Here is a 15259-nt window from a genome sequence, read left to right as displayed (position 1 = left end):
AATGAAATTCAGTGAATCCTGGCTTCGCGAGTGGGTTAACCCTGCTGTAAACAGCGAAGAACTGGCACACCAAATCACCATGGCAGGTCTGGAAGTAGACGACGTTGAAGCCGTTGCAGGTGAGTTTACCGGCGTTGTTGTTGGTGAAGTGGTTGAGTGTGGTCAACACCCTGATGCTGACAAATTGCGTGTAACCAAAGTAAACGTAGGTGGCGAAGAGCTGCTGGACATCGTTTGTGGTGCGTCAAACTGCCGTCTGGGCCTGAAAGTAGCGGTAGCAACTGTTGGCGCAGTGCTGCCTGGCGACTTCAAAATCAAAAAAGCGAAACTGCGCGGCCAGCCTTCACACGGCATGCTGTGTTCGTTCTCTGAGCTGGGTATTGATGTTGAATCAAACGGCATCATGGAACTACCAGAAGACGCAGTGATCGGTACTGACTTCCGCGAGTTCCTGAAACTGAACGACGTGACCATCGATGTTGATTTGACTGCAAACCGTGCAGACTGTCTGAGCATCAAAGGTCTGGCGCGTGAAGTTGGCGTCCTGAACCGTGCTGAAGTTTGTCAGCCAGTCATCACGTCTGTAGCTGCAACAATCGAAGACAAAATCTCTGTTGCTATCGAAGCACCAGCAGCATGTCCTCGCTACTTGGGCCGTGTTGTTCGCAACGTTAACGTTAAAGCGGCAACCCCACTGTGGATGCAAGAAAAACTGCGTCGCAGCGGTATTCGTTCTATCGACCCAATCGTAGACATCACTAACTACGTGATGCTGGAGCAAGGTCAGCCAATGCACGCATTTGATCTGGCGAAGATCGAAGGCGGTATCGTTGCACGTATGGCGAAACAAGGCGAAAAACTTGTTCTGCTGGACGGCAACGAAGCTGAACTGAATGAAAACACTCTGGTTATCGCTGACCACAACAAAGCACTGGCTATCGCAGGTATCTTCGGTGGTCAGGACTCTGGCGTAAGCATTGAAAGCACTACTGACGTATTGCTGGAAGCTGCATTCTTTGCACCTGATGCAATCCGCGGTCGCGCACGTAGCTACGGTCTGCACACTGATTCTTCACATCGCTTTGAGCGCGGTGTCGATTCATCTCTGCAAACTCAGGCTATGGAACGTGCTACTGAGCTTCTGCTGTCTATCTGTGGTGGTGAGGCGGGTGAAATCGTTGGTCAGGAATCAGAAGAGCACCTGCCAAAAGCGAAAACCATTACTCTGCGTCGCACCAAGCTGGACAAACTGCTGGGTCACGCGATTCCAGAGGCAGACGTTGTTGAGATTCTGACACGTCTGGGTTGTGACGTTGAAGCAAACGATGCAGGCTGGACAGCGAAAGCACCAGCATGGCGTTTCGACATGGCTATCGAGGAAGATTTGGTTGAAGAAGTTGGCCGTATTTTCGGTTACAACAACATTCCAAACCAAGCACCTGCAGCGTCGCTGACCATGAACGAGTACAAAGAAGCAAATCTGCCTCTTAAACGCGTTCGTGACCTTCTGGTTGACCGTGGTTACCACGAAGCGATCACCTACAGTTTTGTCGAGCCAAACCAACAGAAACTGATTGTGCCAGATGTAGAGCCACTGATTCTGCCTAACCCAATCTCTGCAGACATGTCGGCAATGCGCCTGAGTCTGTGGACGGGTCTGCTGAACACGGTTGCTTACAACCAAAAACGTCAACAGCCACGCGTTCGTCTGTTCGAAGCAGGTCTGCGTTTCATCCCTGAGCAAACTGCTGAAAACGGCATGCGTCAGGAAATGATGCTAGCAGGTGTGATTGCAGGTCCTCGTTCAGAAGAGCATTGGGATATTGCAACCAACACGGTTGACTTCTTCGACCTGAAAGGTGACTTGGAAGCGATCCTGGAACTGACTGCGAATGAACTGTCATACAGCTTCACAGCAGCTAAGCACCCAGCTCTGCACCCAGGCCAATCTGCTGCGATTGAAGTAGAGGGCAAGGTAGTTGGTCACATTGGTACTGTGCACCCTGAACTTGAGCGTAAGTTTGGCTTAAATGGCCGTACTATCGTGTTTGAAATCGAGTGGGATGCAATCAACCAGCGTGTGATTCCAGAAGCCGTTGTGATTTCTAAGTTCCCAGCGAACCGTCGTGACATCGCTGTGATTGTTGCTGATGACGTGGCTTCTGAAGATGTGGTTCGTGCGTGTCTGGATACTGACAACGCGCTGATCACGGGCTCTAAGTTGTTTGACCTTTACAAAGGTAAGGGTGTTGAAGACGGCAAGAAGAGCTTAGCAATTGCGATGACCCTTCAGTCGACTGAGCGTACACTCGAAGAAAGTGATATCTCTGAAGCAGTTGCGTCAGTTGTAGCACTTTTAGGTGAGAAATTCGGCGCGTCGCTACGCGACTAAGCAGAATTCTTTAAGAAAAAAGCAGCCTTAAGGCTGCTTTTTTTATGTCTAAAAGTTCTAACACCTAGTGCTCTGATAAACCTACGTTTTATCGAGAGGGCATTAGAAACTCATTAGTGTTCGCATAAAAAATGAGTAAAAACATCACTTAAAGATAGTTTTGTAATGAGCGTGTCTCATTTTTTATGCACGTCTTAAACATGAAAAACTCATAAACAGTGCATTGTTCCAAATAATGATAAGGAAAAAAGTTGGCGCAAATCAGCCAGTTGGCTTACACTGTTCGTAAGTTGCTGATAGGAAATATGCTGCCCGACGAAGGAGCATGTGAATATTTCCAATGCAACGCATATTCGTGATGTAGATACGAGGTATCACATTTGTGTTAAACATTTCTTTGAGGGAATGACCTATGGCGCTCACCAAGGCCGATTTGGCTGAGAACCTGTTTGAAAACGTCGGGATGAGCAAGCGGGACGCCAAGGAGACTGTCGAAGCGTTTTTCGAAGAAGTTCGAAAAGCACTAGAAAGTGGCGAACAAGTTAAATTGTCAGGTTTCGGTAACTTTGATCTTCGTGAGAAAAATGAACGTCCTGGCCGTAACCCAAAAACCGGTGAAGATATTCCAATCACTGCTCGTAGAGTTGTTACGTTCCGACCGGGACAAAAACTAAAAGCTCGCGTTGAAAACGCAAAAGTCGACAAATAATTTTGTTCGCAATGACTAGAGAACCGTGGCCTATGCTGCGGTTTTTTATTACCGATATTTAAAGAGGCAGCTGTCAAACCGAGCAATTAACGTCCCTTCTTGTCGGTTAAGTCACTCTTTCTCGTTTGGAAATGTTCAGCACTTTGGTCTTTTTGTAGTATCTAGTTAGAACGAAAACAAAGAATACGATCACTACAATACAAAGGATTGTTAGAAGTGCAAAAACACCTTTTCGAGAGTTTTCTAAAACACACCCTGTATCCACCAAAAAACTTTAAACCACAAAGCATCACACTATCAAATGGCATTTTGGTCAATCATAAAGACATTGGTGTGCTTGAAGTGTCACCCAGTAATGCAAATAGCCATGTGGTGATTTCTTCTGGTATTCATGGCGATGAAACGGCTCCGATCGAACTCGTTGATGATTTAGTTAACGAGATCCTTAGTGAACGGGTGACACCCAGAGAGCGTGTGCTGTTTATTATTGGACACCCAGACGCCATCCATGCCCATACGCGCTTTATTGAGGAAAACCTTAATCGTCTGTTTGCTAATGAAAACCCAGAGCGAAACAAAGAATGTCTTTTAGCGAATCGTCTTCAGGCACATGTATCTGCATTCTTCCGTTCAGCAAAAGAAGGGGACGGTAAATGGCATTTTGATCTGCACAGTGCCATTCGCGATTCTAAACACTATATGTTTGGCGTTGTTCCCGCTTCGACGCCTGCAACGGACATTCGCCCTTTGGTGTCCTTTATTCAGGCCGCCAAGATGGATGCGGTCATGCTAAGCAGAACTCCGTCATCGACGTTCAGTTGGTGGAGTGCAGAAAACTTCGGTGCGTTAGCCGCAACCTTTGAAATGGGCAAAGTGGCGAGGCTGTATGAAAATGACATGACGGAGTTTGACGCGCTCAAATCCGCATTTGTGGCATTACTCTCCGGAACTCCCTTGCCGGAGAGTGACGATAAGCATCCGTTCTTAATGTACAAAGTTACCCGTACAATCACCAAAACGGACGCTAGTTTTAGCCTGACGTTTAGTAATGATGCGGCCAATTTCACCTACTTCACATCGGGTGAAAAGTTAGCGAGTGAGAATGACGTTTCTTACTGGGCGATTGAGGGTGGGGAAGCTGTAGTGTTCCCTAATGCTAATGTCGCCATTGGTCAAAGAGCGTGCTTATTGGTGCAACCTTATACACCTGATTTGTCTCTTCCTCTTTTTGTGAACGTTGACGCCGAACCGGGGTCAGTTGCGGCGAGTTAGTGCTTTTCATTTTTTATCGTTCTCTGTATGGTTGGCGGCTATTGCGTTTAGATCTTATAAAACCATGCATTTACTTCAACTTGTCCAGCGTCGGACACGACGTTGGAACTCTGCTCTAGGCATAGCGATCGGGCTACTCATCGCCTGTGTGATGCTGTCACTTTCTGCAGGAGAAATCTGGATTTCTCCGTTTTCGGCTTTTTCGCCATTAGAGCAAACACTTCTTATGGAATTGCGTGTCCCACGTGTCATTGCTGCCATTTTAATTGGCGCGTCTTTGGCGGTGTCCGGAGGCGTGCTTCAAGTGCTTCTAGGCAATCCCTTAGCTGAGCCCGGCGTCCTAGGTATTTCAGGCGGGTCTAGTCTTGCACTTGTTATTGTGATGTTTATTTTCCCGTCGCTCGCAAGCCCTTACGGGTTGATGGCCGCAGCCATGACGGGTGCACTTATCTTTACTGGGATATTAGTTTGGCTTGCAAGAAAACACACCATGTCGACTGCAAGGTTACTACTTATCGGTGTCGCCTTGGGCATATTGTCAGGCGCAGTGGTGACATGGGCGTTCTATTTCAGCTCTGATTTAAACCTTCGCCAGTTGATGTATTGGTTGATGGGGAGTCTCTCTGGCGTTCATTGGACTCAGTTATCCCTGTCTGTTGTCGTCATTCCTGCACTGCTTTGGTTGTGTACGCAAGGCAAGAAGCTGGATTTGATGATGCTAGGTGAGACTCAAGCACGACAGTTAGGCTTAAATATTCAAAGCCTGCGGTGGCAACTGATTTTGATGGTGAGCATTCTCGTGGGAGCATCGGTCGCGATGGCGGGGGTAATTGGATTTGTGGGGTTAGTTGTTCCGCATTTCTTGCGATTGTGGTTAGGAACAGAAAACAAGTTCTTACTTCCTCTTTCAGCACTAGCGGGCGCGTCATTGATGTTACTGGCTGATACTGTAGGGCGAATGGCTATCGCGGAAGCAGAATTGCCAGTGGGTGCGGTTACTACAACTATCGGTGCACCATTATTTATTTGGATGTTGATGAGGCGCGTATGATCACTGCGAATAACATCGCGTTGGGTACGCGCTTATTACCCTTAAGTCTAGATGTTAAAAAGGGCGAGATTGTCCATCTGCTCGGTGCTAATGGCAGTGGGAAAAGCACCATGCTAGAGCTTCTCTCTGGGCTTACTCTCGGGCAAGGGTCTATTGCGTTAGATGGCGAAGATATCGCCTCAATGACCAGTGGCGACTTGGCCCGACAACGCGCTTACCTCAGTCAACAGCAAAAACCTGCCTTTGCAATTGGCGTATATCAGTATTTAAGCCTTAGCCTTTTCCCGTTGTCGGATACGAATAGTGAGCTGTTAGAACGTGCAGTTTTAGATATCTGCAAATTGTTAGGGATTGAAGACAAACTTAATCGCAATACTGAGCAGTTGTCAGGTGGTGAGTGGCAACGTGTGCGCTTAGCGGGGGTTTGCTTGCAGATTTGGCCTGACATCAATCCTGAAGGCAAGCTGTTGCTGCTCGATGAGCCAGCAACTGCTCTTGATATCGCGCAGCAAAGTGCCATGTACAAAATGATTCGCTGCCTTGCACAAAAGGGGATTACGGTCGTAATGTCGAATCATGACATAAACCGAACGTTGACAGATGCAGACCGAGTCGTATTACTTAAAAACGGTCACATTGTGGCGCAAGGTAATCCAGTCGATGTCATGGACGTAGAAACGTTGGAGAAAGCGTTTGAAACCCAATTAAAACGCATTGATGTGGAAGGTCAGCCTCTCATTTTTGCGTTGTAATAAAAGAGGTATCGCAATGAGTGTCAGGATTGACCTGACACTTCAATTTTTGCTTTGATAAACAGCGCGTGATCGACGTATAACAGTTCCGCTGTTTTACGAATAACAGACTCTTCCAACGGATCAATTTTGCCATCCGCGTAAGCAACTTCCCACATCGCTTTAATCAATTCGAAACGCTGTGACTGCTCAAGCTGGCGCAGTTTATCTGTGTAGTCATACAAAGAGACAGATTGTTTCGAGCTGATCTGCGCATCTTGCACAAGCTTGGTTGCGTGTGCATTGTCTATGTCTAACAGGGCGCCCAGCATTTTGATCTTGGCTGCTTCTTCTCGTTCATCAAGGTCATGATCTGCACTTGCTACTTCGCAAAGCAGTCCTGCCATTGCATTTTGATATAGAGCACCATTTGAAGCAGCACTTCCGCCTTCTTCGTTAAATACTTCTCTTAGAATCGAAGAGAGTTTTGAAAACATCGTTAAACCTAATTTTTGCTTTTCCTGTTTCCCCAAGTTTAACGTGTGTGCGTCACATTTAAAGGGAAGTTTTGAAAACCAAGTTTCCAATAGAAAAAAAGACGCACGTATAGTGCGCCAAAAAGGACAAGGTAAATACTGTTGTTGTTAGCCAGTTATTTTCCCTTCAGTACATCAGCGATGAAGCTCGGGAAAGAGTTGATGGCATATTGGAGTTGCCACAGAAGGATATCCACGGTGTCATCAGTCCAATCGATGTAAAACAGCGAACGGATGCCATCAACATCGTTATCTATGCTGTTGTGATCCCATATATTACGGCGGTAGAACGGCTCAGAAAGGAATTGAAGTTCTTCTTTAAGAGGAACGGTAAAGTGAAGCGTGAGCGGATTCTTGGCGATAGGTAGGGGAAGAAAGCGCGCAGAGGACAAGTAAAAAATCGTGCCAAATTGCTGAGCGTCAACACCTGCAGTATCGGCATCTTGCTGCAAGTCCATATCAGACACAAATTCACCTTCGAGGTTGTAGTTGGTAATGCCTTTCGCGTTTTCTTTCCAGGTTCGGCGTTGGTTACCGTCAGCATAAATCGCGGATTTTATTTCCTGAAGTACAGCTTTGTTTATGCCCGTTGCATCGAAAACAATCGCAGGCTTTCCTGTTCGAATGGCCGCGGCTGTCGCTAATCCACCCCCCAAAGAATGCCCTGTAAAACTCACGTCGTAACCGTTGTACTTATTCGCTAAATAGGCTGACTCGCGAATGACGGTTTCATATTGAGGAGGCACAGCCCCAGCAGAAAGGAGCCCATCATTTACCCAGTCTGAGGTTCCAAGCTCACTGCCTCGAAAAGAGATAACGGCTGTATTTCCTTGCGTATAAACCGCGCCGTGAAAGCCAATGCTTGTATTTTGTACGGTTTCTTGTAAATGCCAACCGTTTGGCGCACCAGAGGCACGGTAGACGTACTCGGAAAGTTCTAAATAGGGAAGTGCTGCTTTGGCGAGATTAATCGAAGGAGGCTTATCGACGGAATAAATCGTACTGGAAACATTCGTCGTATATGTGTAGTTAGGTTTCAAAACAGCGTTAAGGAAGTCTCCAATACTGCCAAGTTCTTCTGCAGTCGTTGCCGACGCAAGAGGAGCGGCGATCCCTAAGTAGAGCGCGATGGTATAAGCAATACGCTTTTTCATCTCGTTAAGTCCTTTGCTCAAGTATTGATAAAATCCAAACTGACGGTTTCACGACATAGCTTTTATTGTGATGCGGAAATGTTATTGGCTGGGTGTGACCGTGGATGTCTTATCTTTGTGACATTATCCTAAAGTCGTACGAATGTCGTGTTTGTGTGTTGATAGGTAATGCTTATATAACAATGCATTAAGCGATAAATGGAGCTAATGGTAAGTTTGGAGGGCAGCAGACATCATTAAAAAGTACTGTAAGAATATGCTAACAGATGCATGGTTGGGCCATACACCTGTTAGCGTTAGTTACCACTAGAGCAATAGAATGCTTCCCCAAGTAATGACCACGAGAACAAGGGCGACGAAGACAGCCGCCGAGCCAATATCTTTCGCTCGACCGCTTAGCACGTGGTGCTCTGGGCCAATGCGATCCACAACGGCTTCAATAGCCGAGTTGAGCAGCTCTACAATGACAACTAAAAAAAGGCTGGCCACCATAACTAGCTGTTCTAAATGAGAAACAGGAAGTAAGAAAGTAACCGCAGACATGATGATCAAGAGAACGGACTCTTGTCTAAATGCCGCTTCGTTCTGCCATGCAGCTTTCAGGCCTTTCAGTGAATACTTGGACGCATTGATTATTCTGGTTAGCCCCTTAGGCTGTGTTTTCTTCATCCTAGACTCTTTCAGTTGGCAAGGTTAGACGATGGTTGTTGCTGTGCATCTGAATGCTTTTCGCAGTGATACAGCATGTCCAGAGAAGGTTGATAGACTTTTGTCGATACCGACGCCATGCCAAGAAGGGTATGGAACAGGTTATCTTGTGAATATTGGTTTTCTTTCGCGTTTTGCTCCAAACACGTAAGGTCGACTTTATGATCCTCTTTGAATAGGGGAGACATCCATAAAATCATAGGGACAGACTTTTGCTCTTTAGGGGCGATGCCATAAGGAAGACCGTGCAGATAAATACCGTCCTCGCCAAGTGATTCGCCATGATCTGATAGATACAACATTGCAGTTTGGTGTGACTGATCTGCCCCTTTTAGAATGTCGATGACCTGACTAAGAATGTAATCGGTATATACAATCGTGTTGTCGTAGGTATTCAATACTTCTTGGCGGCTACAGTTTTGAATATCCGCCGTATCACAACTAGGTGTGAAAATGCGGAACTCCGGTGGGTATCTTTCGAAATAAGTAGGGCCGTGGCTACCCATCAGGTGCAATATGATCACGGTGTCTTGCTTGGCGTTGCGCACGCGATCGGCCAAACCATTCAAGAGCACATCGTCATAACAGGTACCATTGCTACATGATTTTGGAAATGCACTGGCATCAATATTCATATGTTCTACACGGTCACAAACACCTTTGCAGCCGCCGTCATTGTCAATCCAGCTAACATCAACATTGGCGTGCTTCAAAACATCCAAAACACCTTCCTGATGTCTTGCGGTTGTTGCGTTATAACTATCGTGAGTCATGATTGAAAACATGCAGGGTACAGATACCGCGGTTGCTGTACCGCAAGAGGTAACATGCTGAAAACTCACTACGCCTTGTTTAGAAAGGTGCGGGTTTGTGTCTCTGTCATAACCATTCAATGAATAGTTCATCGCGCGAGAGGTTTCGCCTACAACGAGCACAATGACATTTGGCGCGCCGCTGGTATTCATATCTTTTGCGTCGGTACCAATTGTTTTGAACGGAATATTCTTTTCGTAAAGACGGTACTTGGCATACCTAAACGACGCACTCAGATAGTTTGTTGGATTTATCAATGCTTTGATTTCACTGTTATTTCTTACCAAAGAGGCATAATCCTTGTAGTAAACAGACGCTATGGCCCCAACGACAGCGACAGACACGATTAACATCACCAATTTTTGGGCCAACAACCCGCGAAATGTTGAAGGGAAGCGCACCTTCGTTAGCAAGACAAAGACGCTTGGAATGAAAAACAAGAACAAGAGCCACAGAAAGACAGACACAGAAAGGTAGCTGGTGGCTTCGCTGGAATTGGTCTCGAAGATATTAACGATCATGCCGTAGTTAAAGTATTGCCCGTAGGAGACCATGGCATAGGTGGCGAGCGTCGAGCATGCAAGCAAAGCAATAACAATCGGTTTATAGATAATCGGCCATACGAGCAGTGTAAAAATGGCAAAGCACAAGGCCAAGATCAGCACAGGAATTGTTGCCAAAAAAGCAATGTCAAAATGCTGAGAGGCCGTGAGAATTTGCCAAAGATGCTGCCACAATGCTGTGTTTTGCACGGAGGCAAAAAACAAGGCAATACAGAAAATGAAAAAAGCGGAAGAGAGTTGACGCTTCATAGGGGAAACCAAACCTTGGGTTACATCACAGGCGGCGTATTCTTGCATACCACCCTCAAGAATGTAACTAAATGTAAATGGGTAAAATAAGTTACCAAATTCGTCGAGGTGCTCACGGCGAGTTTCTGAGAATTACCAAGCGATGAAATGTGATTTCTTTTATAGCGTAGATGGTCTATTGGACGTGAAGGCTCTTAGTGGTTGAAAGATCCCAACTATGAGAGAAGGTGATTGTTTAAACGAGCGAGCGACGTGAAAGACAGAGCAAGGAGGATAATTTGGACTAAGTGTTTATAAACCAGAAGGAAAGAGGGCGTTTAACGCCATTCTTCATCGAAGAAAGACAAAGAATGGCGCAAGTAACGAGTCGCTTAGAATGCTTTTGGTGCGAAGCCAGTTACAACGTCTAGTTTTAGCTCTTTACCAATCTTGGTAAGCGGGTGAACAACAACCAAGCCCTTTACAGACTTCTTCAGTTTGCCCATGTCAGCTTGCTCTTGCTTGGTAATTTCGCGTGAAAATGGCATATCAAGCAGAGTTTTACGTTCTTTATTCAGCTCAAAGCTTTGCTTGTGCGTCAGTTGGCTGATTTTCTTGTTGATATCTTCGATATCGTTGGTGAATTTAGTCACCATTGCGTCGTCGCCACGAGACTTAGCGGCATCCAATTTAATTTGGCTTTTATTCAGACGGTTTTTTTGTTGTTGTAGCTCTTGTTTCATGCTCATGGCGATCGAATACTCTGATTTGTAAAGGCGGCGAGTATATCACAAGCTAGTTGTGATTATCATCACATTGAAGAGGTTGAGCCTTCAAGATGGACGTCAATGTGCTTGAGTTCTGCACTTTTTTTGGAAACACCTTCAGGGCATCGCTTTTCTCGTGAGTGAATTCACCGTCTCCCTGAATCACATACGCATTATTGTGGTAGAATCGTCGCAATTTTTCAGACGTTACTGAGCTACACCAAGGAGTGAGCACGTAACGTGAATGGATTTTCACCAATAAAAGCATTTCCGGATACAGAATTGACCGCTTCAATCCATCAAAATAACGCAAAAACACTTTTCGGTGCACTTGATGACTGCATGCTGAAAGACAAATTCCGTCTCAGCAAACGCATTAAGGGCGCGCAGCGCATTAAGAAAGACGAAGCCCGACAGGCTGTCTTTGATGAAATCGCCATGGATATTGCTAAGTCCATGCAAGTGCGTATGCAACGCCTCAGCGCAACGCCAAATATCACATACCCTGAACTTCTCCCTGTTAGTCAGAAAAAAGACGATATCGCAGAAGCGATTGCCAATAATCAGGTAGTTATTGTCGCGGGTGAAACCGGTTCGGGTAAGACGACACAGCTTCCGAAAATTTGTATGGAGCTGGGTCTTGGTGTGTCAGGCGTGATTGGCCATACTCAGCCACGCCGTTTGGCGGCACGCACTGTTGCGACACGTATTGCTGAAGAACTTGAAACCGAGCTAGGTAAAACTGTTGGTTACAAAGTTCGATTTAACGATCAGGTATCAGCGGAGTCTCGCGTTAAGCTGATGACTGACGGTATCTTGTTGGCAGAGATCCAGCATGACCGCTATTTAAATCAGTATGACTGCATCATCATCGATGAGGCACACGAACGCAGCCTGAATATCGATTTTATCCTTGGCTATTTGAAACAACTCCTGCCGAAGCGTCCTGATCTGAAATTGATCATTACGTCTGCGACCATCGATCCAGAGCGTTTTTCAAATCACTTCCGTGGTGCACCAATCATCGAAGTGTCAGGCCGCACCTATCCTGTTGAAGTGCGTTATCGTCCGCTAGTCGAAGACAGTGATGACACGGATCGTGATCAGCTACAGGCGATTTTCGATGCAGTGGATGAGCTGCACGATGAAGGTCCGGGCGACATTCTGATCTTTATGAACGGTGAGCGAGAAATTCGTGATACTGCAGATGCGCTTAATAAACGTAATTTGCGTGATACCGAGATCTTGCCGCTCTACGCGCGTCTGTCGTCTTCCGAGCAAAACCGCGTATTCCAGTCGCACACTGGTCGTCGTATTGTGTTGGCAACCAACGTGGCCGAAACCTCGTTGACCGTGCCTGGCATCAAGTATGTTATTGACCCAGGTACAGCGCGGATTTCTCGTTATAGCTACCGAACAAAAGTACAGCGACTGCCGATTGAACCTGTTTCTCAGGCGAGTGCAAATCAGCGTAAAGGTCGCTGTGGTCGTGTATCTGACGGTATCTGTATTCGCTTGTATTCGGAAGATGACTTCTTGTCTCGTCCGGAGTTTACCGACCCAGAGATCCTGCGTACCAATTTAGCCTCTGTAATTTTGCAAATGACGGCAATTGGTTTGGGCGATATCGCTGCGTTCCCATTTGTTCAGCCGCCTGATAGCCGCAACATCTCAGATGGTGTTCGCTTGCTTGAAGAGCTGGGCGCAATGAAAGAGGGCAAAGCGAAGGACGATCCTAAACATCTAACGGATGTTGGTCGTGCATTAGCGCGTCTTCCTATCGATCCTCGTCTTGCGCGTATGGTGTTGGAATCCGCCAAGCTTGGAGCGCTACACGAAGTGATGGTTATAGCCTCTGCGCTGTCAATCCAAGATCCGCGTGAGCGTCCTTCTGACAAACAACAGCAATCGGATGAGAAACATCGCCGCTTTGCGGACAAAGAGTCTGACTTCCTGTCCTATGTAAACCTGTGGGAATACATTAAAGAACAACAAAAAGAATTGTCAGGTAATCAGTTCCGTAAGCAGTGTAAAAAGGAATACCTGAACTACTTGCGTGTGCGTGAGTGGCAGGACGTTCACTTCCAAATTCGTCAGGTTGTTCACGAATTAGGCTATAAAATCAATCAGGAACCGGCGGATTACCAATCTGTCCATATGGCCTTGTTGGCGGGTTTGCTTTCTCACATTGGCCTGAAAGACCAAGAGAAAAATGAATACCAAGGTGCACGTAACGCGCGTTTTGGCATTTTCCCTGGCTCCGGCATTTTCAAGAAACAGCCTAAATGGGTAATGGTTGCAGAGCTTGTTGAAACCGCCAAACTTTGGGGGCGTGTGGCCGCCAAAATACAACCAGAGTGGGTTGAGCCGTTAGCAAAACATCTGATTAAACGTAGCTATAGCGAACCGCACTGGGAGAAGAAGCAAGCCGCTGTCTTTGCCTATGAAAAAATCATGCTTTATGGGATCCCGATTGTTCCTAAACGTAAGGTGAATTACGGTAACATCGACCCAGTCATTAGCCGTGAAATCTTCGTACGCTCTGCGCTGGTGGAAGGCGATTGGGATACCAAACACAAGTTCTATCACCAAAACCGCAAGCTATTGGCGGAAGTGGAGGAGCTTGAGAAGAAATCACGTCGCCGTGACATTCTCGTTGATGATGACACGCTCTATGAATTCTACGATCAGCGTATCGATCATACCGTTGTTTCTGGTCGTCATTTTGATACGTGGTGGAAGAAAGTAAGTCGCGAAACGCCGGATATTCTGAACTTTGAAAAAGCCATGTTGTTGGCGGGTGATGCCAGCCACGTCACAGAGTTGGATTACCCGAACTTCTGGTATCAAGGCAACCTGAAGCTCAAATTGAGCTATCAATTTGAGCCGGGCGAAGACCACGATGGCGTAACCGTGCACGTGCCATTGCCGGTGCTTAACCAAGTAGAGCCAGACGGCTTTGATTGGCAGATCCCGGGATTGCGTCATGAACTGATTGTGGCATTGATTAAATCACTGCCTAAAACGATACGACGTAACTTTGTGCCTGCGCCAAACTATGCGACCGCTTTCCTTCAACGTGTCAAACCAATGGAAATGCCATTGTTGGATGCGCTTGAGAAAGAACTTAAGCGTATGACGGGAACAACGGTGTTGCGTGAAAACTGGCAATTGGATCAGTTGCCGGAGCACTTGAAAATAACCTATCGCGCCGTCGATCATAAGAATCGTAAGCTGAATGAATGCTTCGATTTGTACGAGCTGAAAGACGGTTTGAAAGAGAAGGTGCAAGAAACGCTTTCTCAGGTGGCTGATGACGATATTGAGCAACAAGGCCTGACGACGTGGAGCTTTGGTTCATTGCCCCAAATGTATCAGCAAAAACGTGGTGGCTTTGAAGTTCGTGCTTTCCCTGCAATTATCGACAACAAAGATTCGGTAGGGATAAAGCTGTTTGAAACGGAAGAAGAGCAGCACCAAGCGATGCAGCAAGGTCAGCGCCGATTGATTTTGTTAAACGTGCCGTCTCCGATCAAATACCTGCACGACAATTTGCCGAATAAATCTAAGCTGGGCTTGTACTTCAACCCGTATGGACGCGTCCTGGATCTCATCGATGATTGTATCGCGTGTGGTGTTGATAAACTTATTGAGTCTCAAGGTGGACTGAAGTGGCAACCTGAAGAGTTTGAAGCGTTGAAAGAGTACGTTCGTGCTGAGCTTGGCGATACCGTGGTAGACATTGCTAAGCAAGTGGAACAAATTTTGACGACCGCTTTTAACATCAATAAGAAGCTGAAAGGCAAAATTGACTTCACGATGGCATTTGCGCTCTCAGACATTAAAGCGCAGGTGGAAGGGCTTATCTTTAAAGGATTTGCGACAGAGTGTGGCTACAAACGACTGCCTGATATTCAGCGTTACTTGGTGGCGGTTGAGCGTCGTTTGGAAAAACTGCCGATTGATCCAAACAAAGATCGTTTGCACATGCTGAAGATCGAATCGATCACCAATGACTATAAAGAGTTGCTGAATAAAATCCCGAAAGGGCAGAAAGTCCCTGTTTCAGTGAAAGAAATTCGCTGGATGATCGAAGAACTTCGCGTCAGCTATTTTGCTCAGCAATTGGGGACGCCATATCCGATTTCAGATAAGCGAATTAAGAACGCCATCGACGCCATTTAAGGCCTTTACAGTGGCGTTTCATAATCGATGCACATCCGATTAAAAACCTAAAGCCAGCCTCAGTGCTGGCTTTTTATTTTCTAAACCTATGGCAACATACCCCGAAAGCGGCAAATTAAAGCCGCTTATTTTGCGCTCAATCTTCGGTGA

At 46.4% G+C, this 15259-nt stretch carries 11 protein-coding genes; 6 read left to right on the top strand and 5 right to left on the bottom strand.

Annotation, left to right across the window (positions count from 1 at the left end; genetic code table 11):
• Window position 1: 1 nt before the first annotated feature.
• The 5 genes from pheT (at window position 2) to btuD (ending at window position 6176) form a co-directional block, all read left to right on the top strand.
• Window positions 2–2392 carry a phenylalanine--tRNA ligase subunit beta gene (pheT, locus tag LRP49_RS06195; RefSeq protein WP_274140969.1) on the top strand — a complete coding sequence of 797 codons (2391 nt, stop codon included), beginning with the start codon at window positions 2–4 and terminating at the stop codon, window positions 2390–2392.
• 412 nt (window positions 2393–2804) lie between these two features.
• Window positions 2805–3101, top strand: coding sequence for an integration host factor subunit alpha (gene ihfA, locus LRP49_RS06190; protein WP_067418991.1), 297 nt, complete (start codon window positions 2805–2807; stop codon window positions 3099–3101).
• A 216-nt stretch (window positions 3102–3317) separates the two neighbouring features.
• Entirely contained in the window at window positions 3318–4373 is a 1056-nt protein-coding gene (locus LRP49_RS06185) for a succinylglutamate desuccinylase (RefSeq protein WP_274140965.1), read from the top strand.
• A gap of 64 nt (window positions 4374–4437) precedes the next feature.
• A complete protein-coding gene (gene btuC / locus LRP49_RS06180) occupies window positions 4438–5424 on the top strand; it encodes a vitamin B12 ABC transporter permease BtuC (protein WP_274140963.1) in 987 nt (328 codons plus the stop codon).
• Window positions 5421–6176 carry a vitamin B12 ABC transporter ATP-binding protein BtuD gene (gene btuD / locus LRP49_RS06175; RefSeq protein WP_274140961.1) on the top strand — a complete coding sequence of 252 codons (756 nt, stop codon included), beginning with the start codon at window positions 5421–5423 and terminating at the stop codon, window positions 6174–6176. Before btuC ends, btuD begins: the two co-directional genes overlap by 4 nt.
• Before the next feature lie 23 nt (window positions 6177–6199).
• Here the strand turns inward: btuD and LRP49_RS06170 are convergent, their stop codons facing one another.
• The 5 genes from LRP49_RS06170 to LRP49_RS06150 all read right to left on the bottom strand — a co-directional run bounded on the left by LRP49_RS06170 (window position 6200) and on the right by LRP49_RS06150 (window position 10906).
• Window positions 6200–6652, bottom strand: coding sequence for a tellurite resistance TerB family protein (locus LRP49_RS06170; RefSeq protein ID WP_274140959.1), 453 nt, complete (start codon window positions 6650–6652; stop codon window positions 6200–6202).
• A gap of 155 nt (window positions 6653–6807) precedes the next feature.
• Window positions 6808–7845: a Tle-like phospholipase domain-containing protein gene (locus tag LRP49_RS06165; protein WP_274140957.1), complete on the bottom strand. Its 1038-nt coding sequence runs from the start codon at window positions 7843–7845 to the stop codon at window positions 6808–6810.
• Between the two features lie 306 nt (window positions 7846–8151).
• A complete protein-coding gene (locus tag LRP49_RS06160) occupies window positions 8152–8514 on the bottom strand; it encodes a diacylglycerol kinase (RefSeq protein WP_274140955.1) in 363 nt (120 codons plus the stop codon).
• An 11-nt stretch (window positions 8515–8525) separates the two neighbouring features.
• Window positions 8526–10226 (bottom strand): phosphoethanolamine transferase EptA, encoded by a 1701-nt coding sequence (eptA, locus tag LRP49_RS06155; RefSeq protein WP_274140953.1) that lies wholly within the window; start codon window positions 10224–10226, stop codon window positions 8526–8528.
• A 323-nt stretch (window positions 10227–10549) separates the two neighbouring features.
• Window positions 10550–10906, bottom strand: coding sequence for a YibL family ribosome-associated protein (locus LRP49_RS06150; RefSeq protein ID WP_274140952.1), 357 nt, complete (start codon window positions 10904–10906; stop codon window positions 10550–10552).
• A gap of 300 nt (window positions 10907–11206) precedes the next feature.
• Between LRP49_RS06150 and hrpA the strand changes: the two genes are divergently transcribed.
• Window positions 11207–15109 (top strand): ATP-dependent RNA helicase HrpA, encoded by a 3903-nt coding sequence (hrpA, locus tag LRP49_RS06145; protein ID WP_274141197.1) that lies wholly within the window; start codon window positions 11207–11209, stop codon window positions 15107–15109.
• The last annotated feature ends 150 nt before the right edge of the window (window positions 15110–15259 follow it).

This window comes from Enterovibrio qingdaonensis (genome assembly GCF_028683135.1).
In the GTDB taxonomy this organism is placed as follows: domain Bacteria; phylum Pseudomonadota; class Gammaproteobacteria; order Enterobacterales; family Vibrionaceae; genus Enterovibrio; species Enterovibrio qingdaonensis.
This window is presented reverse-complemented; position numbering and strand designations above follow the sequence as displayed.

Bases quoted from the DNA above. Each gene is read 5' to 3' on its own strand.
- pheT (WP_274140969.1), top strand. From the start codon at position 2: ATGAAATTCAGTGAATCCTGGCTTCGCGAGTGGGTTAACCCTGCTGTA.
- ihfA (WP_067418991.1), top strand. From the start codon at position 2,805: ATGGCGCTCACCAAGGCCGATTTGGCTGAGAACCTGTTTGAAAACGTC.
- btuC (WP_274140963.1), top strand. From the start codon at position 4,438: ATGCATTTACTTCAACTTGTCCAGCGTCGGACACGACGTTGGAACTCT.
- btuD (WP_274140961.1), top strand. From the start codon at position 5,421: ATGATCACTGCGAATAACATCGCGTTGGGTACGCGCTTATTACCCTTA.
- LRP49_RS06170 (WP_274140959.1), bottom strand. From the start codon at position 6,652: ATGTTTTCAAAACTCTCTTCGATTCTAAGAGAAGTATTTAACGAAGAA.
- LRP49_RS06165 (WP_274140957.1), bottom strand. From the start codon at position 7,845: ATGAAAAAGCGTATTGCTTATACCATCGCGCTCTACTTAGGGATCGCC.
- LRP49_RS06160 (WP_274140955.1), bottom strand. From the start codon at position 8,514: ATGAAGAAAACACAGCCTAAGGGGCTAACCAGAATAATCAATGCGTCC.
- eptA (WP_274140953.1), bottom strand. From the start codon at position 10,226: ATGCAAGAATACGCCGCCTGTGATGTAACCCAAGGTTTGGTTTCCCCT.
- LRP49_RS06150 (WP_274140952.1), bottom strand. From the start codon at position 10,906: ATGAGCATGAAACAAGAGCTACAACAACAAAAAAACCGTCTGAATAAA.